Source organism: Methanoregula boonei 6A8, assembly GCF_000017625.1.
GTDB lineage: Archaea > Halobacteriota > Methanomicrobia > Methanomicrobiales > Methanospirillaceae > Methanoregula > Methanoregula boonei.
Window position 1 is genome coordinate 589,850 of the sequence record NC_009712.1, and the last position, 18,321, is coordinate 608,170.

Annotated in this window: 18 protein-coding genes; 11 read left to right on the plus strand and 7 right to left on the minus strand. The window is 55.7% G+C overall.

From position 1 onward, the window contains the following. From MBOO_RS03225 to MBOO_RS03245, 5 genes are all read left to right on the plus strand, one after another. Positions 1-528, plus strand: coding sequence for a YeeE/YedE thiosulfate transporter family protein (locus MBOO_RS03225; protein ID WP_012106163.1), 528 nt, complete (start codon positions 1-3; stop codon positions 526-528). A 6-nt stretch (positions 529-534) separates the two neighbouring features. After that, positions 535-1,095, plus strand: a complete 561-nt coding sequence (locus MBOO_RS03230) for a YeeE/YedE thiosulfate transporter family protein (protein WP_012106164.1) — start codon at positions 535-537, stop codon at positions 1,093-1,095. A 90-nt stretch (positions 1,096-1,185) separates the two neighbouring features. After that, the gene (locus tag MBOO_RS03235) at positions 1,186-1,479 is read left to right on the plus strand and encodes a DUF1294 domain-containing protein (RefSeq protein ID WP_012106165.1); all 294 of its coding nucleotides are present in this window, start codon (positions 1,186-1,188) and stop codon (positions 1,477-1,479) included. A gap of 61 nt (positions 1,480-1,540) precedes the next feature. Continuing rightward, the gene (locus MBOO_RS03240; protein ID WP_012106166.1) at positions 1,541-2,029 is read left to right on the plus strand and encodes a deoxycytidylate deaminase; all 489 of its coding nucleotides are present in this window, start codon (positions 1,541-1,543) and stop codon (positions 2,027-2,029) included. Positions 2,030-2,154: 125 nt separating this feature from the next. Further along, the gene (locus MBOO_RS03245) at positions 2,155-2,967 is read left to right on the plus strand and encodes an esterase/lipase family protein (protein ID WP_012106167.1); all 813 of its coding nucleotides are present in this window, start codon (positions 2,155-2,157) and stop codon (positions 2,965-2,967) included. A 21-nt stretch (positions 2,968-2,988) separates the two neighbouring features. Here MBOO_RS03245 and MBOO_RS03250 read toward each other — a convergent pair whose 3' ends face one another. Then, on the minus strand, positions 2,989-3,519 hold the full coding sequence (locus MBOO_RS03250) for a hypothetical protein (protein ID WP_012106168.1): 531 nt from the start codon (positions 3,517-3,519) through the stop codon (positions 2,989-2,991). Positions 3,520-3,675: 156 nt separating this feature from the next. Here MBOO_RS03250 and MBOO_RS03255 point away from each other — a divergent pair, with 156 nt between their 5' ends. After that, positions 3,676-3,993, plus strand: a complete 318-nt coding sequence (locus MBOO_RS03255; protein WP_157677579.1) for a hypothetical protein — start codon at positions 3,676-3,678, stop codon at positions 3,991-3,993. A 130-nt stretch (positions 3,994-4,123) separates the two neighbouring features. Here the strand turns inward: MBOO_RS03255 and MBOO_RS03260 are convergent, their stop codons facing one another. Further along, positions 4,124-4,888: a hypothetical protein gene (locus tag MBOO_RS03260; protein ID WP_012106170.1), complete on the minus strand. Its 765-nt coding sequence runs from the start codon at positions 4,886-4,888 to the stop codon at positions 4,124-4,126. Between the two features lie 116 nt (positions 4,889-5,004). Here MBOO_RS03260 and MBOO_RS03265 point away from each other — a divergent pair, with 116 nt between their 5' ends. Continuing rightward, on the plus strand, positions 5,005-5,961 hold the full coding sequence (locus tag MBOO_RS03265) for a daunorubicin resistance protein DrrA family ABC transporter ATP-binding protein (RefSeq protein ID WP_012106171.1): 957 nt from the start codon (positions 5,005-5,007) through the stop codon (positions 5,959-5,961). After that, a complete protein-coding gene (locus tag MBOO_RS03270) occupies positions 5,948-6,727 on the plus strand; it encodes an ABC transporter permease (protein WP_012106172.1) in 780 nt (259 codons plus the stop codon). The genes MBOO_RS03265 and MBOO_RS03270 overlap by 14 nt, the downstream gene beginning before the upstream one ends. Positions 6,728-7,191: 464 nt before the next feature. Here MBOO_RS03270 and MBOO_RS03275 read toward each other — a convergent pair whose 3' ends face one another. The 5 genes from MBOO_RS03275 to MBOO_RS03300 form a co-directional block, all read right to left on the minus strand. Further along, a complete protein-coding gene (locus MBOO_RS03275; RefSeq protein WP_012106173.1) occupies positions 7,192-7,515 on the minus strand; it encodes a hypothetical protein in 324 nt (107 codons plus the stop codon). A 104-nt stretch (positions 7,516-7,619) separates the two neighbouring features. Next, complete coding sequence (locus MBOO_RS03280; protein ID WP_157677580.1) at positions 7,620-9,563, minus strand: hypothetical protein; 1,944 nt, start codon at positions 9,561-9,563, stop codon at positions 7,620-7,622. Positions 9,564-9,624: 61 nt separating this feature from the next. Next, positions 9,625-10,392: a PP2C family serine/threonine-protein phosphatase gene (locus MBOO_RS03285; RefSeq protein ID WP_012106175.1), complete on the minus strand. Its 768-nt coding sequence runs from the start codon at positions 10,390-10,392 to the stop codon at positions 9,625-9,627. Next, entirely contained in the window at positions 10,389-11,063 is a 675-nt protein-coding gene (locus MBOO_RS03290; RefSeq protein ID WP_012106176.1) for a vWA domain-containing protein, read from the minus strand. The genes MBOO_RS03285 and MBOO_RS03290 overlap by 4 nt, the downstream gene beginning before the upstream one ends. A gap of 264 nt (positions 11,064-11,327) precedes the next feature. Continuing rightward, the gene (locus MBOO_RS03300) at positions 11,328-12,887 is read right to left on the minus strand and encodes a PKD domain-containing protein (RefSeq protein WP_012106177.1); all 1,560 of its coding nucleotides are present in this window, start codon (positions 12,885-12,887) and stop codon (positions 11,328-11,330) included. 586 nt (positions 12,888-13,473) lie between these two features. On the opposite strand from MBOO_RS03300, the gene MBOO_RS03310 reads away from it, so the two are divergent. The 3 genes from MBOO_RS03310 to MBOO_RS03320 all read left to right on the plus strand — a co-directional run bounded on the left by MBOO_RS03310 (position 13,474) and on the right by MBOO_RS03320 (position 18,080). After that, positions 13,474-14,313 carry an N-formylglutamate amidohydrolase gene (locus MBOO_RS03310; protein WP_012106178.1) on the plus strand — a complete coding sequence of 280 codons (840 nt, stop codon included), beginning with the start codon at positions 13,474-13,476 and terminating at the stop codon, positions 14,311-14,313. A 216-nt stretch (positions 14,314-14,529) separates the two neighbouring features. Next, positions 14,530-17,190, plus strand: coding sequence for a response regulator (locus tag MBOO_RS12975; protein WP_012106179.1), 2,661 nt, complete (start codon positions 14,530-14,532; stop codon positions 17,188-17,190). Further along, on the plus strand, positions 17,187-18,080 hold the full coding sequence (locus MBOO_RS03320) for an alpha/beta hydrolase (protein ID WP_012106180.1): 894 nt from the start codon (positions 17,187-17,189) through the stop codon (positions 18,078-18,080). Before MBOO_RS12975 ends, MBOO_RS03320 begins: the two co-directional genes overlap by 4 nt. The last annotated feature ends 241 nt before the right edge of the window (positions 18,081-18,321 follow it).

Genomic DNA, 18,321 nt, shown 5'->3' on the forward strand with positions numbered 1-18,321 from the left:
GTGTTCGATATGCTTTTTGCGCCCACCTGGTCGCCGTACATTGCCGGCGCCGGCATCGGCATCCTTGTCTGCCTGTCGTTTCTTATGTGTAACCGTCCGCTTGGGACCTCATCGGCCTATGCAAAGGCCTGGGGCCTCCTGGAGAAAGCCGTTGATCCGGCGGTTGAGGAAAAGAAGGAGTTTTACCGCGAGGAGATCCCGCCCCGGGTGGACGGGGTGCTGATGCTCCTGCCCGGGATCCTTATCGGGGCATTCCTCTCGGCCGCGCTCTCGGGCCAGCTCCACCTTTCCTTGGTACCCCTGCTCTGGGCGGGCGCATTTGGAAACAACGCGATCCTCCGGGTCGTCGTGGCATTTCTTGGCGGGATCGTCCTTGCCTTCGGGGCGCGCTGGGCCGGCGGGTGCACGAGCGGCCATGGCATCAGCGGCACCAGCCAGCTTGCACTCTCCAGTATCGTCTCTGCAGCCTGCTTCTTTATCGGCGGGATCATCACTGCGTTCCTGCTCTTCCATGGCTCGGGGGTGTGAGGAGCAATGTCCCTATGCACCCGGATCCACAATGACGGTAAAACTCAGCTGGTGCTTGGCCTGTGCATCGGCATCCTGTTCGGTTTCCTTCTCCAGAAAGGCGGCGTGACCAGCTACGATGTGATTGTGGGCCAGCTCCTGCTCGAAAATTTCACCGTGGTCAAAGTGATGCTTTCCGCGGTCATTGTTGCGATGATCGGCATCCACCTCCTGGTCCGGTTTGGGTACGCAGAACTCCATGTCCATCCCGGTTCATGGGGATCGAACCTGATCGGGGGGCTCATCTTCGGGGTTGGATTTGCCCTGCTCGGGCTCTGTCCCGGGACGGTGGCAGGGGCGGCGGGAACCGGAGCGCTCGATGCGCTTGTCGGGGGAATCCCCGGCATGCTGGTGGGCTCCGGGCTTTTTATCAGCCTGTACCCGAAGATAAAACCCATCCTCTGCCGGGCGCCGTTTGCGGCCCAGACACTTCCTGAATTCCTGCACCTGAACCGGTGGATCGTGATTGTCGTGGTGGAGGTTTGCATGATCGGCATCCTCCTCCTGTTTGCCGGCATCGGGTTGTAAACCGGAAATGAGATCCTTCTTTCCCATTTCCTCCACAAGATCTTACCAGCCCGGTACAAACCCCTCCTTTACGAAAAAGAGTACGCTAACATGATTCCTGTCTCACTTATTTCTGTAGCGATTGGCCTCTATGTGGTCGTAAACGCCAGCGTGTTCTGCCTGTACGGGTACGACAAGCACGCTGCCCGGACCGGCCGGTGGCGGATTCCCGAATCCACCCTGCTTGGTTCTGCGCTCATCGGACCGTTTGGCGCTTTCGGGGCAATGCTCCTCTTCCGGCACAAGACCCGGAAACGGAAATTTCTCCTGGTGCCGGTTTTTCTGATGCTCCATATCATCGGAATCCTGTACCTGGCAGGAGTGCCTGTTCTTCCTGTGCCGTGAGCGGGGAGCACCCGAGGGAACCCTGCTCCTTTAATACCGGTGCTGGTCAAACCTCCTTTGCATGCGGACCAACAGGCACCAGTACTTCCTTGACCTTGCCCAGCGGTGCGCCAACCAGGGCACCTGCCTGCGGCGCAACTTCGGCGCGATCATCGTGGACGAATACAATACGATCGTCTCCACCGGTTACACTGGTGCCCCGCGCAAGCAGATGGACTGCACGGAACTCAACCGCTGCTGGAGAAAGGACCACAATATCCCCTCGGGCTCTAACTACGAGCGGTGCCGGAGCGTGCACGCCGAGATGAACGCCATGCTCCAGGCAGGCAAGCTCGCCCGGGGCTGCACGCTCTACCTTGCGGGCTTCGATGTCTCCACCGGCGAACTCACCCAGATCTGGCCCTGCTTTTTGTGCTCCAAGATGATTGTCAACAGCGGGATCACCAATGTCATCATGCGGACAACCCCGGACGAGTTTAAGGAGATGGACCCCATGGTGCTCTACCAGATGCGGAGCCGGGAATCGCTCGGGGATGACAGCCCCTCATAATATTTTTTGGCCCGGTGCCGATAGCAAACACCGGTGAACGGGAACTCCGGCCGGATTAACACCCTAGCCCGGACACGTATAGTTCACAAAACCTATGCTTCCCGGCCTCCTATCCTTACCTGAACATGCCCGACCGCTGTATTCCCGTGGTGCTTGTCCATGGCTGGAAGAGCCATCCCGGAATCTGGAACCGGCTTTTCCCCCGGCTCCGCGAACAGGATATCCCGGTCTGGACCTTCGATTACACTTCGCTTGACGGGGCCCTCATGGAAGAACTTGCAGGAGCCTTGGGCGGATTTATCGCTGCACGGAGAAAGGAGGAGAACTATACCGGTAGCATCGATATGGTCTGCCACTCCATAGGCTCCTGTGTTGCCCGCTTTTTGCTTGAAGTAAACGATGGCCCCGCAAGAAGCGGGCGGGTGCGCCAGCTCATCGCGATCGGCCCGCCCAACAACGGCTCTGCCCTTGCCGAACTCTTCTGCGATCCGGTGATCGGGCCGGAGATCACGTGCCGCCTCACCGATACCTTTGTACCCCGAAACTTCGATCCCGCTGCTGACTCAATAGTCCAGGCCTGCCGCCCGGGGAGCGCGACCATGGCTGCCCTGCGGGCAGCCGGCCTCCGTCCCGATATCGCCTACCGGGTCATCTGTGCGGAGAACATCGCCCGTACCCCCTTGTTTTTTCCCTGCCTTGAGGGGAAGACCTTCGAGTTACAACAGGATGGCGGGTGGGAGATGACCTTTGCCGGCGACGGCATCGTACCGCACGCGGACTCCGTTCTTCCCGGTGCAACGCTGGATATCGTGCCGGCACTCCCGTCTGCCCTCAAAGAGGATCCCGGGCGGTACTGCCACCTCCAGCTGCCCCGGGCTCCCGAGGTAGTGGACCGGGTCATGGCATACCTGCGCCCGGGCCCGGCGGTCCCGGACTGACCGGATCTCCCGCCGGTGTTCTTACGGGGACCCCTCCTCGCGCGCAGTCCTCTTTGCCTCGTTGTACAGCGAGACAAGCGAGATGCTGATCAGGTTGAGCGTGGTTGCCGCATACCACAGGGCGGACTCGATCGGCGTCATCTGCGTGATCCAGCCCGACCAGAGCATGAGGCAAATGATCGAAAAAGAGATCAGGGTGTCGGCAGCAAGAAAGACCATCGGACGGTGCAAAAACCTCCCGATCTCGGCAAGTGTGCAGTACTCTAAGGGCGTGGGAACATGCAGGAGATCGCCTGTTGCCCGCAGTGCATTCATGGCAAAATCAACGATAGCCCAGCCGAGCACCAGCCACCCGAATGCGGCAAGGGGGGGATTTGAGAGTGTCCCGGCCTGGATGGCAGCTATGCCAAAGAGCCCCTTGAAAGTACAGAATGGAAGGCCGATGGTCAGCGTGAGAAAGAACGGCCGGACAAAGAACTGCTGGATGCGATCCGCCGGGTGGACAGAGGGGCAGGGTGTATCCCCCTTAAAGTCCGGGTTTTCTAGAGTCATGGATAGGGTGGAAATAGTGAGCGGTGCCACTGGCCCGGCGGATCTCAGGTATCTGTTCCGGTGAGCATTGGTGCGGGGAGGTTAAAAGATGACGGTCCCGCCCCGGCAATGGTCACAAGCGTGGTTTTATCTTTGCGGAACGGTGAATCCTTGGCTATGTCACCACGACACGAACCGGAACCAACACCCCACGATCATAAGAAACACGATAACAGCTCCCATGAGGATCACCCTGACAGCCCGGATAAAACCCGCCATGCCGAGTTGCAGGCGCATCATGCCGGGGCCGGCCCTGCCATCCATCCCTCCCACCATCCGCAGAAGAAAGCAGAACTCCCGCCCCGGCACCATCCCCATACCGGCCCGGAGAACAAGGCCTTAAACCAGGATCACGGCACACACGAGGATCGGCCGCGGCCCGGAAAGATTGCCAAGAAAGAAGAGCCCGCACGGTCCGGAAAATCGCCCCGGTAACCCCGGACCATAACGGGTATGCTGCTGCCCCCCTCGCACTGCTGCCTTCCATCAGGGAGAAAAAGGAAAAACTATTCCGGACCCGGAGAATTGCCGTTACCGGCGCCCGGCGGTACACGTATGACAGGATCTAGCGGTATCGCACTGCACATACCCCGGCCCCGAGTGCAAGGATGAGTATAGCACTATCCAGCGGTGCTGTGGTGGTCGCAGGGACCGTGGTGGCCGGGGTTGCGACCGGCGTTGTTTCCGTTGGCGTGGGTGTCGGGGTTGGTGTCGGAACCGTCGTGGGCGGGAACGTTGGCCGCGGCGGGCGGCTGCCACTGGCATAGATCGACATCGATCCGCCGGTCACCGTGGTGCCGCCCTGCTGGACAAGGAGGGTATTGTTGTTGACCGAGGTCGGGTTCTCTACCCGCACGGAATATGAGCGCAGGGCCGTATTTACCGATGTCTCAAATGCCACAACTGCCTGGCCCGAATCGTCGGTGGTCACGAGCGCATAGTAACTGGTGCAAGGCACGAGTGAGGACGATGGCGCCACATCATCGAGAATGGTTCTCCCGTTCCCGTTGTAATATTTGTACGACCCTATCGTGTACGGCCCGTTATCCGGATCCTGCTGGACATTTGCCTGGTTGGCAACGATCACCGGGGGCTCATCGTATGCCTCTCCAGACAGCGACCAGGTCCCGGTCAGCCAGACATAATAGGCAGTGTCCGGGTTCCCGGTGATATCGACCGTGAACTGGTGACCGCGGACGATCGACCCGGACAGGTCGGCAATTGTATAATCTGCCGATACGGAAACACAGAGCAGGCATACACAGAATGCCGACAGGATGAGCATACGGTGGTTCGGGAGTCCCGGGATACCGGCCGCGTTTTTTTCCATATGTGTGTCATTTCTGCCCTTACTGCATAAAAATATGTGCGGGGCGTTAAAAGCCTCCAATTTGCCCGGCATCAAAGCGATGATCTTTAAACGTTACATTTACCAATCAGGATCGTATGCATGCCATCGAGGTTTCACACCTCAAAAAGACGTTTGGCACCCTGACCGCGCTCAATGATATCAGTTTCTGTGTCGAGGAGGGGGAAACCTTTGGGTTCCTTGGCCCAAATGGCGCAGGAAAGACCACCACGATCCGGATCCTCACCGGGATCTCGTATCCGACCGCAGGAACCGCCTCCATCTTTGGCCATGACATCGGGCGCGAGACCATTGCGGCCCGGCAGTCCATGGGGATTGTCTCCGAGACTTCCAATGTTTACGACGACCTGACCGCCTGGCAGAATATGATCTTTTCTGCTGAGCTCTACCACGTGAGCCGGGAGGTGCGCGAGAAGAAGGCAAAAGAACTCCTCACCACGTTTGACCTGTACGAGCGGCGCAACGACAAGGCGCGGGGTTTTTCGAAAGGCATGAAACGGCGCCTGACCATCGCAATGGGCCTGGTCAACAGCCCCCGCCTCCTCTTCCTTGACGAACCAACCTCCGGCCTTGATGTCCAGAGCAACCTGATCATCCGTGATGTGGTCACGGGGCTTATCGGTGAAGGTGTCACCGTGTTTTTAACTACCCATAACATCGAGGAGGCCAACATGATGTGCGACCGGGTGGGGATCGTTAACCGGGGCACGATTGCTGCAATCGATGCGCCGGAACGGCTGAAAAAGACGATCCAGAGCGTCCAGTCGATTGTGCTCTCGTTCGATCGGACCGCTGCCGGCCAGCTTGATGATCTCCATCACCTTGCCATGGTCAACGATGCCGTAAAGGAAGGGGACAAGTTCCGGCTTTATACCGAGGATCCCGCAACGGTGATCGAAGCGGTGATGGAGTACGCCCGGGCAGGCGGCCTGAGAGTGCTCAGTATCTCCACGCTGGGTCCGAGTCTTGAGGATGTGTTCATCAAACTGACCGGCCTGCAAAGGACCGGGGGGGTTGTCCATGCCATCGACTGAAGGCAGGAATCCCGCAGGTGCTTGGGTCCTGCGGCTCCAGCATGAACTTTCTGCAGCGTGGGCGATCTCGCGCAAGGACATGATCACCTACTATATCAAACCAAACATCATCGTCTCGGGTATCCTCTTCCCGCTTTTCATGTTCCTTGCCTTTGCCATAGGAAAGAACGCCCCGCCCGGCACCCTGATCCCGGGCCTGATCGCGATCACCCTGCTCTTCTCGGCATCCTCGATAGAACCGGTCTCGATCCCCATTGAGCGCCGGGTCAAAACCTTTGACCGGCTCCTTTCTGCACCCATCTCGCTCCATTCGCTGGTTTTTGGGGAGAGTATGAGCGGTTTTCTCTACAGCCTGGGGATCGCCTGTCTCCCCCTCCTTATCGGGATCGTTGCCTTTGGTACACCGATCCAGAATGTCCCGGTCCTTATTATTGCGATGGCGCTGACCGCGTTCTGCTTTGCCACTCTGGGGACCCTCTTTGCCGCATACCCGACCGAGAACGTCGGGGAGGTCATGTCCATGCTCAACACGGTCCGGTTGCCGCTCATCTTTATCTCCGGCGTGTTCATCCCGATTTCGGAGATACCGCAGATCGGTCAGGTCATTGCCCTCTTCTCTCCCCTGACCTATGGCAACGATATGATCACGTATGCATATACCGGGACATCGCTTTTCTCACCGGTGTGGGATGTTGTTGCGCTTTTTATTTTCATCCTGCTCTTCCAGTTCGTGGCAAACCGGCTTTATAAGAAGTTTAACGAATAGGGCGGAAGGGAAAAATCAGGAATATCATTTCCTTTTTTTAGGGACATTACCAAAAGGGCGAGAAGGAAAAAAGCGGGAAATTTTTCCAGAGATTGATAGGTACCTGCTGCTCATGCGTAGGGCAGGTGCTGTACAACAGTCTGGAGAATAGCAACTATCAGATTCAAAAACCAGGTCCAGTCGAACATCCCGTCACCTCCTTTTTTGTAGTATGACGGAGAATGGCCTGCAATATTATTTAATCTTTCCCGTTTGATCTGCGCTTGACACAAGCGTATTTTCAGAAATTAGAAGTATTTTTGCGGCAAAATAGATGGCGTGAAGGATCATTACAGATCGCAGCCCCCGGGGATATCCCTTTTTTCTAAATATATAGTCTCCTCCCTCAATCGGGGCAGTACAGAACCGGGTACGTTCCCGGAACCCGGTGGCGTGGGATCGTTTCAGAAAAGGAACGATATCCCTTACATCTTGGACTGGTCAAAGGTGATGTTTGCCCCTGCCGGGACCTTTGACCGTTTGCCTTTGGGGAAGAATCCTTTGGATTTTTCCTTGTGGGCTTTCTTATCGGGGTCTGCAGCTTTTTTTGCCTCTTCCTCGGCGTAGATGCCAAGGAAGCAGTCAACCGGGTTCTTATTGCCCTGGCAGAGATCGTTCTTTTTATCCTCGCATTCGCTGCAGTCAGGGACATGGCTGGGGAGAAGGTGGGGAAAATGGATCTTCCAGAGCTCCGGGTCGATCTTTCCTTCTTCAAGGAATTTTTTCACATGCCGCGGCGTGTATTTCATTGCTCATTCTATTGTACCGGAGATTTCTTATCTGTATCTCAGGAAACCGGGATCCACCCTCTTTGTTTTGGGAGAAAAAAGGGAACCTCTCCGGCCCTTTGTGTTCAGAACAATTTTCCTGCGAGCGTGACCGCAGACAGGTTTGCGTGGGCCTGTGCAAGATCCCGTGCACTTTTCTCTATGATTGGTTGGAACTTGCCCCGGTTTTTGAGGATCCTCTGCTGGATCGCGTACAGTTTTTCGATACCCCCTAATATTTCGCGCTCGGCCGGCCGTATCTTTGGCTGGAACGTATGGATAAGACCCTGGATATCGGACGCGGAAGCACGCTTCTCCTCGTCAAAGACAAACCTGCCCTCCTGCTGCTTTCTCCAGCTCACCAGTTCATGTGCGAGCGCAGCGTCAAAGCCCGGGATAGTCTGGATTCTGTGCGGATCGATGTCTGCTGCGGTCTCGATACCAAAAGAGCGCAGGGCAGCCCGCCGGTTCTCGGTAAGGCGGGGCGAGGAGCAGGCATCGAGGTGGCAGTTTTCCAGGAATTTCTTTTCCTGGCGCTCTTTTGAGGTACGCTGGAGCGCGGAAAGTGCATTCCTGTACTCCTGTTCGATTGCCTCGTATCTCTGTTTGGCGTGCGTGAGGGCGCTGAGCTGGGCCGTAAATTCCGCATCCCCGGCTTCGGCCTTCCATTTCTTCTCCCAGAGCTGCCAGCTGTACCGGGCATCCTCAAAGGATTTTTTCCGCTGTTTTCTCTCTGCCTTGTCCCTGCCCGGGATCACAAACAGGAGCCCTGCGATAGCTGCGGGGACTAGGCTGAGCAGATCGTCCGGACGGGAAAATCCCTGCCCGTTGGCAAACAGGGCAAGAACAATGACTGCGCTTGCGGCAAGGAGTAGTACCTGGGATGCCTGCCGTATCTTTCCCAGCCTTACTGCCCGGGCAACTCCGGGCGGGAACGGTGCCGGCATGCAGCGGTAATTCCGGGGGTTGATCTCGGGGATCGGACCCGGGGGTTTTATCGCAAGGACCTTCTGCCACTCTGAGGCAATATCGATCCGGGATATGGTGTCCGCACTCAGGAACAAAAGGATGCCGGAGCTGTTCTCAAGACCGCACCACGGGCAGGCCGCAAGGCCGGAATAGAAGGTGTGCATGGACTCTGTAGGGCATTTCTTGAGCCGTTTTTCCAGCGCATCGAGCAGGTTCCACCAGTCATTTGCGCTTGGCCTCCCCCAGGACTGGATTCCTGACTCGGTGAATGCCTGCTCAAAGAGGCTGGCGATCTCCCCGGGGACGACCGAAAGCCCGACCGCATTGGGCGGGGGGGCCATAGCCTTCTGCGCCGCATTCCTGCCAAACGCGAACCGGTGTTCTGCAATTGCCCGTTCGATCGGCATGTCGTCGTTTCCCTTGTACACCCCGGAGAACGGGTGCCTGCCCATGAAGAGCAGCAGAAAGATCAGGATGGCAAGCCCGAAATTGTCATGGTTCTGGGAGCGGAGCATTTTGAAGTCTTTTGACTTCTGGAGCTCAGGCGGCGTGAATTGGGCTACCCCTACTTCGCAGAAATAGGTCTTGTTATGGGCCTGGACCTGGAACGAGTCGCAGTCGATGAGCCGGACACAGGCTTTCTTTGTAACCAGGATGTTTCCTTCATTAACATCCCCGACAACATAGCCGTACTTGTGGATGATATAGAACGCTGCGGCAAGGTTCTTAGCGGTTCGCACCAGGAACTTCCAGTCAGCGTTCGGGAATGACTCCTTGCGGTGCGAAGGGCCGTACACCCGGTGGATCGGCTCGCAGTCGGTGATCCGCGGCATGATAAACCCGCAAACCGGGCCATTCCTGCCGTTATGGAGCAGGTCAAGGGGCCAGGCGGCAAATTCTTTCAGTTCCTCGTTGCAGCCGCTCACCATCACCCGGAGTTTCTCCTGGCGTTCCGCGCTGAGCGGTTTGTGGTAAATCTTTGCCAGCACGTCTTTCCGGTGAGGTGCTATCTCGTACACATCGCCTTCGCCACCGCTGCCAACTTTTTTACCCAGACTCACGGGACTGCCCCTGCTGTCAAAGAGGTGATTGTGTGGTGACGGGCTCATGGGTGTCTCTGGCTCACGGTACGTTTACGGCGAGGACAAGGGTCTTGTCATCGTCGCTTCGGGCATTCACATCGTCACTGGAAAGCAGTTTCACGAGATGTGTGGTGAGATCCACGCAGCCTCCTTTTTCAGAATTTTTCCTGAGCGCGGCAAAAAGGGGCCGGAAGAAGCCCTCGTGCACGGTGCGGGTGGAAAACGACAGCACGAGGTTCTGGAGGCCATCGGTAAAGATCGCAATTTCGCCCGGTAGGTTTTCCCGGCGATCGATCCTGATATGGTCCAGGAAATCATCGTCAGAGACAAAAAAGGTCATATTCGCATATTCTCCCTGCTCCGGCCAAAAAACGGTATGGTACCCGGCATCATCCCCGGTTACGATGCATCCGTCACCGATCTGGAAAAAGAGTACGTGCTCACCGGAAATGACAACCCCGATCAGCGTGCAGGCGTAATCTTTGAGCCTCTGCCCCTCTTCCTGCGCACGGGCAAGTATCGCCTCCCGGGAGGCGGAGATCCAAGTCCTGATATCATCGTCAGTGACCCGGGAGAGAGGATCGCCTTTCCGGATCGCAGCGAGGATCTGGAGATACAGGATTTCGCAGGCAATCTCCGCACCGGTACCACCCCGGGTGGTGCTGCCTGCTCCATCGGCGGCAAGGCCGATAAAAAAATCCCGGTCCGCGAACGTAACGGCTCCGGCACGGCAATAGTCCTGTCCCGGCTCGTTACGGTCGCTGTGGGATTTTCCCGTGACCGACAAGGAGAGGTGCTTCCAGCTCATATCTCGCTCCACCCTGATGGTGGAGAAAGCAGGATCCGGTCGCCCGGGTTGCTCCGGGAGGCCGATTTCATGGAATTGGAGAGCCACTGGAAGAATTCCCGGAATTTGAGGCCCTGGAGCTTAAGCGGTTGGCGGACCGTGAGCTGCCGGAGCACCGCCATATCCGCATTCTGGACCCCGACGGCAAAGAAGGCAAAGGACTTGGAACTTTCTCCCTCCCGGACCGCTGCTGCCGCACGCTGCCACTCATCGGTCGGTGAACCATCGGTGATCAGGAATATCCAGGGCCGGTAAAAAGAGATGCCGTTTGCCCGGTATTCGTCTTTGCGTTTCCGCACCATGTCGATCCCCTTTGTAATCGCCTCCCCAAGCGGCGTGTCTCCTTCGGCTTCAAGGGTGGGGTCAAGGAAGAAGTCCGCAGTGTTGAACTCGGAGATGACCCGGACCGGCCCAAAGGAGACGAGCGCTACCTCAACCCGTTTTACGGCAAGCGAGTCTCCCTGGAGTTCCTCGTAAAAGGCTCGCAGGCCGGCATTGAGTTCTGCAATAGGTTTTCCGGCCATGGAGCCGGAGGTGTCCAGTAACAGGAGGCAGGGACACCGGGGCTCGGGATTTTCAGCAAAGGTAACGGGGCCCAGCGGCTGCTGGTCATACATGGAGTCGTCACTCATCGGGTCTCTCTCCGTACGTACGTAGATTTTCAACGGCAAAGTGTATATCTTTGTTGAGATCCGCCAGTCTTTCCAGGGATTTTGCAGTCTGAAAACAGGTCGGGAAAAGAATACGTGTTCCCCCTTTTGCCGTGGAGGGATACTTTTTTTCGTTTTTTTCATCGGGATGTGATGTTTGCATTCGATTAACATTGAGCAAAATTCTTTGGACTGGAGCAAAAGTTAGCTACGCTTCGGAAGAGGTGTTAAAAAAATGGAGGGTCATTACTGTTTTCGGTACAGGTCAATACCGGCAATAACTCCGCAACCGATAAGGGCTGCAATCAGGTCAAAACCCGGCGATTTAGGGGTCGGTGTTGCCGTGGCAATGGCCTGTTGCTTTGCCAGCCAGGCATCCACAGAAGAAGTTGTGGATTGTGCAGCGGCAACTGCAAAGGTGGGTGCCGTTGTATACGCGGTTGTGGGGGCCGTTGCCATCGCTGATGAGCCAACCGTTATGGTCTGGGAAGCGGTATTTGTGCTGCTTCCTTCGGCGTTCGTGGCAGTAAGGGTGGCGGTATAGGTGCCTGATGTCGTATATTCGTGTGAGGGATTCTGGGCAGTGCCGGTACTTCCGTCCCCAAAGTTCCACACCCAGGATGTGGGCGACCCCGTGGAAGTATCGGTAAACTGGACGGTGAGGGGTGCGGCACCACTGAGCGATGATGCAGTGAACGCTGCAACAGGTATGGTAGGTCCGACTATGATGTATCCGGTCAGGGTTGTTGCATTTGTGCCAATCGAATTCTCTTCTGTCAGGGTCACTGAGTACGTCCCATTGGTTACATAGGTATTAGTCGGATTCTGCAGCGTACTGGTATTGCCATCCCCGAAGTTCCAGTCCCATGTTGCCGGGGAGCCGGTTGACTCATCTGTAAATGTTACTTCCAGCGGAGCCGTCCCGGATGTGGGTGAGGCGATAAAGAGGGGTAGCGGGACGGTAGTTGCTGTAGCCGCAAAGGTGTATTTGTCCCCGGCTACTGATGAGGATGTGCCACTGGGTGTTGTCACGAGGACATCAACCTGTTCGGCGGTGGAGATGGCCGGCGTGGTTGCGGTGATTTCTGTATCGCTGACAACGGTAAAACTGGTTACTGCAGTCCCCCCTATGGTTATTCCTGTTGCTCCGGTAAAGCCTGTCCCGGTGATGGTTATCGAAGTGCCTGTGGAAAGTGGGCCATAAGTGGGGGAGATGCTTGTCACGGACGGGACGGTCGTTGTGACAGTCCCCGCGCTTACCGTTATCGTGGTGGTCTGAGTGCTGGTTGCGCTGGGAAGCGTGCCTCCATCCCCGATACTGAGGGTGACCGTGTAGGTTCCTGCAGTCGTGTACGCATATGACGGGTTTTCATTGGTACTTGAATCGCCATCTCCAAAGTTCCAGTCCCATGTTGTTGGAGAGCCGGTGGATGTATCCTCAAACTGCACGGTGAGTGGCGCAGTACCCGAAGTGGGAGATGCAGTGAATGAGGCAACCAGCGGGGTTGCCGTAGTTGTCGTTGCTACTGTAGTAGCCGTGGTAGTTACTGCAGTAGTGGCAGTCGTAGTCGGAGTAGCCGTAGCCGTGGTAGTTACTGCAGTAGTGGCGGTTGTAGTCGGAGTAGCCGTAGCCGTGGTAGTTACTATAGTCGTGGCAGTCGTAGTTGGAGTAGCCGTAGCCGTGGTAGTGACGGCTGTAGTTGTAGTAGTAGCGGTAGTGTTGTTATCCGCACCGACTGGTATAACAACGCAGGCAAGACAAACCAATACCACAAATCCCGTGAGGAAAATGAAACGGGTATTCACCGGCCATCACCGGGAATTTCATCAAGTATCCAGTGCTCTGTGATCAGGCCAAACATGCTACATAATCCTGTGCGCGATGTCACGTCCCCGATAAATTTCCCCACGCCGGGTTGTAGTGGTACCCTCAGTGAGATTATTGGTGACTCCTCGCGTCTTTTTGTAAATTATAATTAACATTTTGTACTATAAACATTCTGCTTTTTCGGCATCAACTGCGTCCAGCCGAGTCAGAGCATTTCCGGTGCCCCACATAACAGCTCTGGATTTATTTTCCCGGATTGGGCTGCATTTTTTGATTTATATTTGTATAATGAATATTATGCCAATCCGGCAAATTGATCATCCTTTTATACCCCTTTGCTTCCAGTGGAGATCGAATAGATATGTCCCCGTTTTACGCATAATGCCCGGATCCGCCTTTGTTTAAATAGTGTTTATATGCGGGCTGTGTCAGGATGCACAACGCCCGGGAAAGGTACGAAACATGCCCGCTTATTGCTGGTTGAGGGATCCCTCCCCCAACCCTATGTCCCGACCCAAAGATTAACAAAAATCCCCACGCATGTTTCACGTGAGTACCGCAGAAATGAAATATCCGTTTCTCATATCGATTCCGCATGGTGGAACCGAGATCCCAAAAGAGGTTGCAGGCAGGTTTGCTCTTACGGACCAGGAACTCCTGTGGTACTGTGACCCTGAGACCCGGATTCTCTTTGATTTTGGAAGATCCGTGGAATGTACGATCGATACTCCCGTGTCCCGTATGGTGGTAGATCTCAACCGTCCGCCGCTGCCCCTTCCCCCCAAGGACCCGGATGGGATTATCAAGGTCCGGACAATCGACGGCAAACAGGTGTACCTGCCCGGCCAGATCCCGGATCTGAACCTTATCCACCAAATGATGCTCAAATGGTATTTCCCGTATCACCAGCGCATTGATGAGCTTATTGACCGTCATCCTGTACGCATTTCGTTTGACTGCCATTCGATGCTGCCGTACGGCTCTGCCGAACAGGCTGATGCGGGCAGGGACCGGCCGTTGATCTGCCTGGGAAATTATGGCGACGGGCAGGGCCGGGCGCGACCCGGGGGCATCACTACGTGTCCTGCGGCCTGGATTCGCAGTCTTGCCGATGAGTTTGAGCGGGAGTTTCCCGGCCCGGGAAATGTTGCAATCAACACGCCCTTCTCCGGAGGATTTATTTCCAACGCTCATTACTGGAGAAAGGGTATCCCCTGGATCCAGATAGAGGTTAACCGGGCCTTGTATGAATCTGAGAGTATTCACTCCTCCCGGTTATCGGTGACGAAATCACAGATTCCTGAGTTACAGGACCGGATCCGGGAGATCCTGGCCCGGTTCTGGGAGGGGATTTCTGACAGTGACCTTGCAGAAAAGAACCGCCGAACCGGGGATTTTCCGTAATATGGTGATGGAGATCTCTTCAGGATCTGCACTATTATGTCTCATTTGCCGGGCCGGCAGGAGATATCGTTCTCTGACGGGGAGCAATTACTACGGGAAAAACATCTGCCTTTTTTATACATCCGGGTATTATCCATTGGCCATTTACCAAACAACCTGAAAATCCCGGGATCACAGGATATACAATTAAATGGGATCAGATGAGAACAATCGATAATGATTTCCCTGCTCTATGTCGATGACGAGCCGGCACTTCTGGATTTGTGCCGGTTGTTTCTGGAGCAGGAAGGAGACATTTCAGTCAGTACCGCCGGATCGGTAGAGGAAGCACTCGCCCGCATTGCCGCCGGTACTTTTGATGCCATCATCTCCGATTACCAGATGCCGGAGATTGATGGTATCACGTTTCTTCGTACCATTCGTCGGCAGTACCCGGATATGCCGTTTATCCTTTTTACCGGCCGGGGCCGGGAAGAAGTTGTCATCGAGGCAATTAACAGCGGGGTGGACTCGTATGTCCAGAAAGGCGGCGATTCACGGGCACAGTTCAAGGAGCTTTCCCACCTCATCCGGCAGATCGTGCGGAGGCGTAAGGCTGAATCCGGACTGCGACAGATGAAGTTTTCCGTTGACCACGCTTCGGAAGGCATCATCTGGCTGAGGGGGAGTGGCGAGATTGCCTATTTCAATGAGGCCATCTGCGCCATGCTTGGGTATACGCCACGAGAATTTTCCGGGCTCTCGGTTGTAGACATCAGGCCGGGATTGTCCCGGCAATCCTTATCTTCTGCATGGGATCGTATTCTCTCCCGGAAGTGTGCTTCTATCGAAGAGATGCTCCTTAAAAAGGATGGCTCCACCCTGCCGGTGGAACTTGTGCTCAGCTATAATGAGCAGGGTCCGGATCCGCTGATTTTTGTATTTGTACGGGATATCAGCGAACGCCGGCGTTCTGAGGAGAGCCTCAAGAAAGCCGTTTGCCAGTTGATCCAGATGGAAGATGACCTGCACCGGCAATTCGAAGATCTCAAAAAGAGCGATCATGCAATGCGGGAGATTGGCCAGAGGTACCAGATGCTCTCTGCCGTGTCCAAAGACTGGATCTGGGAGATCGATACAGATTGTCGCATAACCTATTCGGGTCCTCAGGTACAGGCTCTCCTTGGATTTGATCCTGCAGCTCTTGCCGGAAAGTGTTTTTCTGATCTTCTGGTACCAGCGTGTGCCCTGTGGGCCTCATCAGAGCTGTCCGGTCTTATGGCAAAAAAAGAGGTGTTCCACTCGCTCATCGTACGTGCGTTGCACCGTGAAGGTCGGGAGGTCCTGCTTGCCCTCACCGGGATACCCCTGCATTCTGCGGAGGGAACGTTTTGTGGGTTTTACGGTATCGCGCGGGACGTCTCGGAGGAAAAAACCCCGGATATCCTTCTGCCGTCCAGAACCCTGCTGGAACAAGCCGGCGATGCTATCTTTGTAACCGATGTACAGACGGGTGTAATCATTGATGCAAACCGGAATGCGCTCAACTTGGTGAATCGGACGCTCCCGGAAGTCTGTGCACTGCAGGAGTCCGCACTGTATTCTTCCCCAAGGAGCGGGCAAACGGACGAGCCCCTGCGGCTCCGCGACAATGACGAGCAGGGCACAAGCGAAGAAGTGCTCGTGGACAAGGAGGGTAACCCGATCCCGGTTATTGTCAGTACCCGGGTACTACAGGTAGGCGACCGCCGGATCCGTATCGGGATTTATCATGATATATCGGACCTGCGGTCAATAGAATCAGCTCTTCGCGAGAAAGCCGGCGAGCTTGACCGGTTCTTTGCTTCGGGTCCCGACATGTTCTGCATTCTCAATACCGATGGCCGGATTGTCCGACTTAACCCGGCGGGTGAAGCCCTTCTTGGCTGTACTACCGGTCCGGGAGCAGAGCACTCCCTGCCGGAGCTCCTGCATCCTGATGATCGCGCTGACCTGCACTATCTCCTTATGCATATGGGCTCCGGGGGTAAGGCAAGCACCTTTGTCAACCGGGTGGTTCAGCCGGATGGCTCGTCCCGCTGGCTTGAATGGCGGGCATTCCTGTCTGAAAAAAACCAGATTTATGCCATCGCCCGGGACTTCACCGGGCAGAAACGTGCTGAGCAGGCACTTGCCCTTGCCAACCGGAAACTCAGCCTGCTTACCGATCTTACCCGCCACGATATCCGGAACAAACTGGCTGTGCTCACCGGGTACCTCGACCTTTTCCGGAGCTGCCCGGCAGAACCGTACTTCTCCCTGTATACAGAAAAGATCAACGAGACGGTTGCTGCCATCACCGCCCAGCTGGAATTCATCAGGATCTACCAGAAACTCGGATCCGCAGAACCGGCATGGTTCAACGTGAATCAGGTATTTTCCGGAGCCTGCCGGCAGCGGGAAATACCTGCTGTTATCGTTTCTTCATCTCCGGATAGCTGGGAGATCTTTGCCGACCCGCTTATCGACCGGGTCTTTTCGACCCTTGTGGACAATGCGTTCCGCTATGGTGCAACCCTTACAAAAATCCAGCGCAGTGCACATGAATCCCCTGAGGGACTGGTTGTCGTTATCGAGGATAACGGGATAGGGATTGCCCAGGAAAAGAAAGAACAGATATTCGAAAAAGAGGCCGGGAAAGCCTGCGGCCAGACCCACAGCCTGTTCCTTGCCCGCGAGATCCTTTCGATCACGGGGATTACCCTGCGTGAGACCGGCAGGGCGGGTAAGGGTGCACGTTTTGAGATGCAGGTGCCAAAAGGAATGTACCGGCTGCGCGAACCGGAGCCGGATCAAAAAGATATGCCGGTTTTTGCCCCAGACTTTATCACTCCCCCGCGACATAACCACACATTATGATCCGTGAAACGCCACAGGATTTCCTGGATGTCCTCAAATCCTACATCCCCGATCCCAACAGGCCGGTTGGCGTGGCCCGGCAGGAATTCTCGGAATTTCTTCTTGAGTTTCAGACCGATGAACGCCCGGCAGTCGAGCAGGTTGCGATCCGGGACGATTTACGGGGTGTATGGTGTTCGGTTCCCGAAGGAGTCCCGGATCAGACCCTCCTCTTCTTTCATGGGGGTTTTTTCTCGGCAGGGTCCACTGCGGATCACTTGGGGTTTTGTGCGGAACTTGCCCGGGCCTCAAAATCCCGGGTTTTTTCTGTAGATTACCGGCTGGCACCTGAGCATCCCTTCCCTGCAGCGGCAAAGGATGCACTCGATGCGTACCGCTATCTGGCGAGCCACGGCTGCCCCCCCCATCGTATCATCCCGGTGGGGATATCCTCCGGTGGCACTCTGGTGCTTAATCTGCTGCTGTTGCTGCGCGAGCAGCACCTGCAGATGCCGCCGGCAGCCGCCTGCTTGTCGCCCTTTGTCGACTTTTCCTTAGACAAAGACCCCTCGGCAGCTGACAATGCAGGAGACTGGCTTACGATTGCGCGCCTTGCTGCGATCCGGGCCCAGTATCTGGTGGGAACCGATCCCGGCGATCCCCGGGCATCTCCGGTCCATGCGAACCTGTCCGGGTTCCCCCGGCTCTATATCCAGGCAGGCTCCGGAGAACTCATTTTTGATGATATCTCTGCGTTTGCAAAGAATGCAAAATGGGCAGGGATCCAGGTAAGGTTTGAGATCTGGGAAGGCATGTTCCATCTCTGGCAGCTCTTCGGTATGCAGGTTCCCGAGGCGCGCGATGCGGTCGGTCGTACCGGGAACTTTGTAAAGGAGACGTTCGGGCGATAAAGAGTACTTTTGGCTGGGGAACCCCAAAAATCCGTTTTTTTAAAATCCTCAGCAGCCGGGTCACACTCTTTCCGAAATCTTCAGTTTGTGACACGCTCATTTTTTCAAATCTTCAGCTGCTGATTGACAGATTTTCTAAAATCTTCCGTTCGTGACCCTTTCTTTTTTACAAATCCCCAGCAGCTGAGTAGAACATTTTCTAAAATCTTCAGCTCCCAATGCGCTTTTTTTTGAAAATGTT

Excerpts from the sequence above, each read along its gene's own strand:
- MBOO_RS03230 (WP_012106164.1), top strand. The coding sequence starts at position 535 with ATGTCCCTATGCACCCGGATCCACAATGACGGTAAAACTCAGCTGGTG.
- MBOO_RS03235 (WP_012106165.1), top strand. The coding sequence starts at position 1,186 with ATGATTCCTGTCTCACTTATTTCTGTAGCGATTGGCCTCTATGTGGTC.
- MBOO_RS03240 (WP_012106166.1), top strand. The coding sequence starts at position 1,541 with ATGCGGACCAACAGGCACCAGTACTTCCTTGACCTTGCCCAGCGGTGC.
- MBOO_RS03245 (WP_012106167.1), top strand. The coding sequence starts at position 2,155 with ATGCCCGACCGCTGTATTCCCGTGGTGCTTGTCCATGGCTGGAAGAGC.
- MBOO_RS03250 (WP_012106168.1), bottom strand. The coding sequence starts at position 3,519 with ATGACTCTAGAAAACCCGGACTTTAAGGGGGATACACCCTGCCCCTCT.
- MBOO_RS03255 (WP_157677579.1), top strand. The coding sequence starts at position 3,676 with ATGTCACCACGACACGAACCGGAACCAACACCCCACGATCATAAGAAA.
- MBOO_RS03260 (WP_012106170.1), bottom strand. The coding sequence starts at position 4,888 with ATGGAAAAAAACGCGGCCGGTATCCCGGGACTCCCGAACCACCGTATG.
- MBOO_RS03265 (WP_012106171.1), top strand. The coding sequence starts at position 5,005 with ATGCATGCCATCGAGGTTTCACACCTCAAAAAGACGTTTGGCACCCTG.
- MBOO_RS03270 (WP_012106172.1), top strand. The coding sequence starts at position 5,948 with ATGCCATCGACTGAAGGCAGGAATCCCGCAGGTGCTTGGGTCCTGCGG.
- MBOO_RS03275 (WP_012106173.1), bottom strand. The coding sequence starts at position 7,515 with ATGAAATACACGCCGCGGCATGTGAAAAAATTCCTTGAAGAAGGAAAG.
- MBOO_RS03285 (WP_012106175.1), bottom strand. The coding sequence starts at position 10,392 with ATGAGCTGGAAGCACCTCTCCTTGTCGGTCACGGGAAAATCCCACAGC.
- MBOO_RS03290 (WP_012106176.1), bottom strand. The coding sequence starts at position 11,063 with ATGAGTGACGACTCCATGTATGACCAGCAGCCGCTGGGCCCCGTTACC.
- MBOO_RS03310 (WP_012106178.1), top strand. The coding sequence starts at position 13,474 with ATGAAATATCCGTTTCTCATATCGATTCCGCATGGTGGAACCGAGATC.
- MBOO_RS12975 (WP_012106179.1), top strand. The coding sequence starts at position 14,530 with ATGATTTCCCTGCTCTATGTCGATGACGAGCCGGCACTTCTGGATTTG.
- MBOO_RS03320 (WP_012106180.1), top strand. The coding sequence starts at position 17,187 with ATGATCCGTGAAACGCCACAGGATTTCCTGGATGTCCTCAAATCCTAC.